Raw genomic sequence first — 7,077 nt, 5'->3', positions numbered from 1 at the left:
CGACTGCTCCAGCTCTTCCCCGACGGCCAGCACCAGCTGGACGGATCCGGCGAAGCAGCTGGCCGTCATCATGATCCGCCGCCGGCTGACCCGGTCGACCAGCGGCTGGCCCTCGATGATCGCGACCGGCTAGCGTGAGGCGCCCGGTCCGTCACGATGGGTCCGGTTCGACCGCAGAGAGGCCACGATGAGCGACCAGCACTCCTCCGACCAGGTCCCGGACTACGGGCAGTACGTCCCGCCGGGCGGCACCCCGGGCTCCCAGGGACATCCTGGCCAGAACGGCTACCCCGGACAGGCCGGCGGCCAGCAGACGGGACAGCAGGGGCAGTACCCGCCGCCCGGACAGTTCGGGCAGTACCCGCCGCAGCAGGGCCGGCCGGGACCGGCCCAGCCGCTCTCTCCGGCGGACACCAGGACGTGGGCGAGCCTGTCGCACCTCTTGGGCGGCATCCTCGGCTTCCTCGCGCCCCTCGTGATCTGGCTGGTCTTCCGGGAGCGCAGCTACGTCGTGGACGGCGAGGCCAAGAAGGCGCTCAACTTCCAGATCCTCGTGGCGATCGTGCTGGTCGGCGCGAACCTCGTGCTCCCCGGTTTCATCGAGGGCCTCGTGGTCTTCGGCGTGTGGGTCACGTCGCTCGTGTTCGGCGTCCTGAACTTCCAGGCGGTCGGCAAGGGACAGACGACCCGGTACCCGGTCGACGTGCGGATCGTGAAGTAGCTCAGTCGGCCGTCACGAAGTCGATGAGCTCCTCGACCCGGCCCAGCAGGGACGGCTCGAGGTCGGCGTAGGTCCGCACGGTGCCCAGGATGCGCTGCCAGCCTCGGGCGACGTCGGCCTGCTCGGCAGCGGGCCACCCGAGCTCGCGCAGGATCCCGCGCTTCCACTCGGTGCCGCGCTCGATCACGGGCCAGGTGGTCAGGCCCAAGCGCTCTGGTCGCACGGCCTGCCACACGTCGACGTAGGGGTGGCCCAGCACCTTGACCGTGCCGGGGCGCACGCCCCGCAGCGCCTCGGCGACGAGGCGCGTCTCCTTGCTGCCCGGGACCAGGTGGTCGACCAGGACGCCCACCTTGCGCTCCGCCGTCGGGCTGAAGTCCTCGAGGGCTTCCGCGAGGTTGTCCACGCCATCGAGGAGCTCGACCACGACGCCCTCGATGCGCAGGTCGTCGCCCCAGACCTTCTCGACGAGCTCGGCGTCGTGCTTGCCCTCGACCCAGATGCGCGAGCCGCGGGCGACGCGGGCCCGGACGTCCGCGACCGCGCGCGAGCCCGAGGCGGTGCGCGTGGGCGCCGCCGGTGCGCGCGTGGTCACGGGCGCGGTCAGCTCGACGGGTTCGCCGTCGACCCAGAAGCCGGGGCCGAGCGGGAAGGTGCGGGTACGACCGGCGCGGTCCTCGAGGACGACGATGTGCATGCCGCCCGACTTCTCGACCCGCACCACCGCACCGACCCAGCCGGTCTCGACGTCCTCGACGACCAGGCCACGCTCGGCGGCCTGGGGGCGTGAGACGGGGCGCCTGCGGTGGGGGACCGGGGCGGGGGTCGCGCTGGACAGGACGTCGGCACCGTAGCGATCGAAGCTCACCCGCCTCACCCTAGGCGGTGGTCGGCCCCGCGCCTGGAAGGGGCGCGCGGCGACCCGCGAACCTCTCCGCGGCTCGCCGGGTGCCGTGGCGCGGGGCGTGGTACGACTGGCCGGTGAGCACTTCGAGCGGTCAGGCCGCGCCCGACCCCCAGCGCTGGCGCGTCCTGGGGCTGTGCCTCGCGGTCGGGTTCATCACCATGCTCGACGTGTCGATCGTCAACGTCGCGCTCCCCTCGATCGAGAAGGCGCTCGACGCGGGGCCCACCGAGCTGCAGCTCATCGTCGCGGGCTACACCCTCGCGTTCGGTCTCGCGCTCGTCCCCGCGGGCCGTCTGGGCGACGCGGGCGGGCGCCGGGCGCTGTTCATCGTCGGGCTCGTGGGCTTCGCGCTCACGAGCCTCGCCGCGGGCCTGGCGCCGAGCGACGAGTGGCTCGCGATCGCGCGGCTCCTGCAGGGCGCGAGCGCGGGCCTGCTCAACCCGCAGGTCATCGGTCTGATCCAGCAGATGTTCTCGGGGTACGAGCGCGGCAAGGCGTTCGGCATGTTCGGCGCCACGATCGGCATCTCGACGGCCCTGGGGCCGTTGCTCGGCGGGCTGATCATCCAGGCGGCGGGCGAGGAGAACGGGTGGCGGTGGATCTTCGGGATCAACGTGCCGATCATCGCGGTCGTCCTGCCGCTCGCGATCCGCTTCCTGCCCGCGGCGACGCGCAAGGCCGGCCCGCGCAAGCTCGACCCGGTCGGCCTGGTCCTCATCGCGGTCGCGACCGTGGCGGTCATGCTCCCGTTCGTCACGACGTCCGGGCAGGACGACGACCCCGGACGGTGGTGGTGGCTCGCGGTCGGGGCGGTCGCGGTGGCCGCGACCGTGCTCTGGGAGCGGCGCTACCAGCGCACCACGGGTGCGCCGGTCCTGGACCCCCGCGTGCTGTCGCTCACCTCCTTCCGCAACGGCACGCTGCTGGGGATCACGTACTTCGCGGGCTTCACGGGCATCTTCCTCGTCGCGACGCTGTACCTCCAGAACGACCTGCACTTCACGCCCCTGCACGCCGGGCTCATCGGCATGCCGTTCGCGATCGCGTCGGGCGTCGCGTCGTGGCTCGCGGGGCGCGGGGTCGCACGCTGGGGGCGTCCGCTCGTGGTCGCGGGGCTGGTCGTGGTGCTCGTCGGGCTCGCGGGCGTGATCCTCGCGATCCGTGGCACGGGCGACGACGCGTCGGCCGGAGGGTGGGCCATCGCCCTGACCATGATGGTCGCGGGGATCGGGAGCGGCACCGTCATCTCCCCGAACCAGACGCTGACCCTCGCGCGGGTCCCCGTCGAGCTCGCGGGGGTCGCGGGCAGCATGCTCCAGCTCGGGCAGCGCGTGGGCTCGGCCATGGGCATCGCGGTGGTCCTCTCGACGTACTACTCGCTCAAGGCGGGTGGTTCGACGGGCGCGGTCGCGGCGAGCACCGCGATGCTCATCACGGTCGCGCTCGTCGCGGTCTCGCTCGTGGTCGCGATCGTGGACCTGCGGGCGCGAGCGCACGCCGCACCCCAGGGCAAGGGGACGTCCGCGACGTGAGCGCCGCCGTCGGGCGCGGTGCGGCCTGGGCCGCGCGGTGAGACCTGACGGGGGAGTCGGGCCCGACGGCGGAGCGGGGGGCGCGTGGTCGGGTGCGCCTCCCTCTCGGGCCACCTCCCGGAGAGAGCGTGAGAAGGATGTGCACGTCGCCCGCGACCTCCTCGCGACCGCGTAGAATTAGCACTCGACGGTAGAGAGTGCGAACGCGCGACGATCGGCAGGAGGTGGTCATGAGCGAGGAACGACGGCTCGATGTGCTGCGTGCGATCGTCGAGGACTACGTCCTCACCAGGGAACCGGTGGGGTCGCGGGTCCTCGCCGAGCGGCACCGATTGGGCGTGTCCCCGGCCACGATCCGTAACGACATGGCCGCCCTCGAGGAGGACGGCTACATCGCCCAGCCGCACACGTCTGCCGGGCGCATCCCCACGGACAAGGGCTACCGCCTGTTCGTGGACAAGCTCTCGACGGTCAAGCCCTTGTCGTCGCCCGAGCGTCGGGCGATCGAGACCTTCTTGTCCGAGGCGGTCGACCTCGACGACGTCGTGACGCGGGCGGGGCGGCTGCTCGCCCAGCTCACGGGCCAGGTCGCCGTGGTCCAGTACCCGTCGCTTCGTCGGTCGGGCCTGCGCCACCTCGAGCTCGTGCCGGTCGGCGACCGCCGCCTGCTCGTGGTCATCATCACGGACACGGGCCGTGTCGAGCAGCGCACGCTCGAGGTCGCCGCGGCCCCGGACGAGGCGACGCTCGCCGAGCTGCGCTCGCGGCTCAACGCGGTCGCGGCGGGCAAGCGTCTCGCGGAGCTCGGGCAGGGCTTCGCCGAGGTCGCCGAGCAGTTCCGCCCCGAGCACCAGGACCTGGCCCGCTCGCTCGCGCTGCTGGTCGAGGAGACCCTCTCCGAGGAGTCCGAGGAACGCATCGTGCTGGCCGGCACCGCCAACCTCGCCCGGGTCGGGATGAGGTTCGAGCACGCGCTGCGCCCGGTCCTCGAGGCGCTCGAGGAACAAGTCGTGCTGCTCGGGTTGTTGACCGAGATGGCCGCGGAGTCCGGGGTGAGCGTGCGGATCGGTCACGAGACGCAGCTCGAGGGCCTCGCGGAGACCTCTGTCGTGACGAGCGGATACGGTAACGAGGGCGACTCGGTCGCGCTGATCGGTTCGATCGGGCCGACCCGCATGGACTATCCCGGGACGATCGCCTCGGTCCGCGCCGTGGCGCGGTACCTGTCGCGCGTCCTGACAGCATGAGCATGGTTCTTGCGCCACCGGGTGCGGCGACCGGGCCCTCGGGCCCGGCGCGTGCTGCGGGGCGTTGTCGGAAGTCGCCGATCCACCGTCGGCGTGCGCTAGTAGAGAGTGACCTGTGAGCGACTACTACGAGATCCTGGGCGTGCCCCGGGACGCGAGCCAGGACCAGATCAAGAAGGCCTACCGCAAGCTGGCCCGTGAGCTGCACCCTGACGTCGCGGGCGAGGCCGCCGAGGACAAGTTCAAGGACGTGTCCCGCGCGTACGAGGTCCTGTCCAACCCGGACAAGCGCCAGCAGTACGACCTCGGCTCGGACCCGTCCGCCGCCGGTGGCGGCATGGGCGGGGGCTTCGGCTTCCAGGACATCTTCGAGACGTTCTTCGGCGGGGGACAGGCGCAGTCCGGCCCCATCCCGCGCGCCCGCCGCGGCCAGGACTCCCTGGTCCGCCTCGACATCGACCTCTCGGAGGCCACGTTCGGTGCCCGCCGCGAGCTCCAGGTCGACACCGCGGTCGTGTGCGGGACGTGCAGCGGCTCGTGCTGTCGCCCCGGCACCTCGCCCCGTACCTGTGACGTCTGCAACGGGCGCGGCACGGTCCAGCGCGTGGCCCGCTCGTTCCTCGGGCAGGTCATGACGACCGCCCCCTGCGCGGCGTGCCAGGGCTTCGGCACCGTCATCCCCGAGCCCTGCGCCGAGTGCGCGGGCGAGGGACGCGTGCGCAGCCGCCGCACCCTGACCGTGAACGTGCCCGCGGGAGTGGACACGGGCACGCGCATCAAGCTCACGTCGCAGGGAGAGGTCGGCCCGGCCGGCGGACCCGCGGGCGACCTGTACGTCGAGATCCGCGAGCGCAACCACGAGATCTTCGTGCGCCGCGGCGACGACCTGCACTGCACGCTCCAGGTCCCCATGACCGCCGCCGCGCTCGGCACGGTCCTCGAGCTCGAGACGCTCGACGGCCCGCAGGAGATCGACCTGCGTCCCGGCACCCAGCCCGGCCAGATCGTCACGCTCAAGAACCTGGGCGTCGGCCACCTGCACACGGGTGGCCGCGGCGACCTCAACGTGCACGTCGAGGTCCAGGTCCCCACGGGGCTCGACGACGAGCAGCAGGAGCTGCTGCGCTCGCTCGCCAAGGCCCGCGGCGAGGAGCGCCCGGACCCGCGCCTGTCGGCCGCGCACCCGGGAGTCTTCTCCCGCCTGCGCGACAAGCTCTCGGGGCGCTGAGGCATGAGCGCACCGGTCTTCCTCGCCGAGCCGAGCGGCGCAGAGCCCCAAGGGCTCGCGCAGTACCCCGCGGGGTCGCTCTACGTGCTCGACGGCGCCGAGGGGCGCCATGCGGGCGTCGTCCAGCGGCGGGGGGTCGGTGAGCACGTCGACGTCGTCGACGGCGACGGGCTGCGGCTGCGGTGCGTCATCGAGACCGTCGAGGCCGCCCAGGTCGGCCTGCGCGTCGACGAGGTCGTGCACGAACCTGCGCCCGACGTCGTGGTGACCCTCGTCCAGGCCCTCGCCAAGGGCGACCGCGACGAGATGGCGATCGAGGCCGCGACCGAGGTCGGGGCCGACGCCGTCGTGCCGTGGCAGGCCGAGCGCTCGATCGTCGTGTGGCGCGGGGACCGCGCAGCCAAGTCGCGCGCCCGCTGGCTCGCGACCGTGCGCGCCGCGACCAAGCAGGCCCGCCGTGCGCGCCTGCCCCGCGTCGACGTCGCGATCGACACGCGCGGGCTCGTCGAGCGCACGCGCGAGGTCGTCGCGGCAGGCGGCGCCGTGATCGTCCTGCACGAGGAAGCCAGCGCCCCGCTCGCCGAGGTGCCGCTGCCCGTCCCCGCGTCCCCGGCCGACGCCGCGGAGGGCCGAGCACCCGAGGTGCTCGTCGTCGTCGGGCCCGAGGGCGGGATCTCCGAGCGGGAGGTCGACGCGCTCACCGAGGCCGGCGCCCTCACGGCGCGCCTGGGCCCGCACGTGCTGCGGACCTCGACCGCCGGACCCGTCGCGATCGCCCTGCTGGTCCAGCGGCTCGGCCGCTGGGACGGCACGCCCGCGTGAGCGCACGCCGCACCGCACCGGCGGTCACCGGGCTGCGGCCCGGTGACCGGGGGTAGCCTGCCGACATGACGAGCAACGACACCTCCCGGCCCACCGACCCGGACTGCCTGTTCTGCAAGATCGTCGCAGGGGAGATCCCCGCGACGATCGTCGCCTCGACGGACCAGGCCGTCGCGTTCAAGGACATCAACCCGCAGGCCCCGCTGCACGTCCTGGTCGTGCCCCGGGCGCACCACGGCGACATCGCACAGCTCGCGGCCGCCGACCCCGAGCTGCTCTCGGGCGTCGTGGCGCTCGCGGACGCCGTGGCGAGCGAGCAGGCCGACGGCCAGTTCCGGCTCATCTTCAACTCGGGCCCGCGGGCAGGCCAGAGCGTCTTCCACGTCCACGGTCACGTGATCGGCGGCAAGGAGCTGGGCTGGAGCCCCGCCTGACCCGCGTCGCGGCCCACGGAGGTCCCGGGCGCAGGACACACCCGTCAGGGCGTTATTCGCCCTGACCCAGGTCGCTGCGCTCGTTACCATGGATGCACCACGAAATCTCCCCGACCTGCAGAAGGAGTGCCTCGGCGCAAGCCGGCTCATGCCATCCTCGACACCATCCTTGCCGCACGGCTCGTC

General features: G+C 73.0%; 7 protein-coding genes. 6 read left to right on the top strand and 1 reads right to left on the bottom strand.

The genetic code is table 11. The annotated features are described in order from the left end of the window. The first annotated feature begins 187 nt into the window (after positions 1 to 187). Positions 188 to 721, top strand: a complete 534-nt coding sequence (locus ACFWFR_RS03820) for a DUF4870 domain-containing protein (protein WP_377621298.1) — start codon at positions 188 to 190, stop codon at positions 719 to 721. A gap of 1 nt (position 722) precedes the next feature. On the opposite strand, the gene ACFWFR_RS03815 is transcribed toward ACFWFR_RS03820, so the two are convergent. Then, positions 723 to 1,589 (bottom strand): DUF3097 domain-containing protein, encoded by an 867-nt coding sequence (locus ACFWFR_RS03815; RefSeq protein WP_191800954.1) that lies wholly within the window; start codon positions 1,587 to 1,589, stop codon positions 723 to 725. Positions 1,590 to 1,702: 113 nt separating this feature from the next. Between ACFWFR_RS03815 and ACFWFR_RS03810 the strand changes: the two genes are divergently transcribed. The 5 genes from ACFWFR_RS03810 to ACFWFR_RS03790 all read left to right on the top strand — a co-directional run bounded on the left by ACFWFR_RS03810 (position 1,703) and on the right by ACFWFR_RS03790 (position 6,891). Beyond that, positions 1,703 to 3,160 (top strand): MFS transporter, encoded by a 1,458-nt coding sequence (locus ACFWFR_RS03810; RefSeq protein WP_377621296.1) that lies wholly within the window; start codon positions 1,703 to 1,705, stop codon positions 3,158 to 3,160. Between the two features lie 230 nt (positions 3,161 to 3,390). Then, positions 3,391 to 4,407: a heat-inducible transcriptional repressor HrcA gene (gene hrcA, locus ACFWFR_RS03805; protein ID WP_191800949.1), complete on the top strand. Its 1,017-nt coding sequence runs from the start codon at positions 3,391 to 3,393 to the stop codon at positions 4,405 to 4,407. 115 nt (positions 4,408 to 4,522) lie between these two features. Then, complete coding sequence (dnaJ, locus tag ACFWFR_RS03800; RefSeq protein WP_056650773.1) at positions 4,523 to 5,635, top strand: molecular chaperone DnaJ; 1,113 nt, start codon at positions 4,523 to 4,525, stop codon at positions 5,633 to 5,635. Between the two features lie 3 nt (positions 5,636 to 5,638). After that, positions 5,639 to 6,457: a 16S rRNA (uracil(1498)-N(3))-methyltransferase gene (locus ACFWFR_RS03795; protein WP_191800947.1), complete on the top strand. Its 819-nt coding sequence runs from the start codon at positions 5,639 to 5,641 to the stop codon at positions 6,455 to 6,457. 65 nt (positions 6,458 to 6,522) lie between these two features. Beyond that, on the top strand, positions 6,523 to 6,891 hold the full coding sequence (locus tag ACFWFR_RS03790; protein WP_377617194.1) for a histidine triad nucleotide-binding protein: 369 nt from the start codon (positions 6,523 to 6,525) through the stop codon (positions 6,889 to 6,891). The last annotated feature ends 186 nt before the right edge of the window (positions 6,892 to 7,077 follow it).

The organism is Oerskovia sp. NPDC060287 (assembly GCF_042726775.1).
Lineage (GTDB): Bacteria > Actinomycetota > Actinomycetes > Actinomycetales > Cellulomonadaceae > Oerskovia > Oerskovia merdavium.
This window is presented reverse-complemented; position numbering and strand designations above follow the sequence as displayed.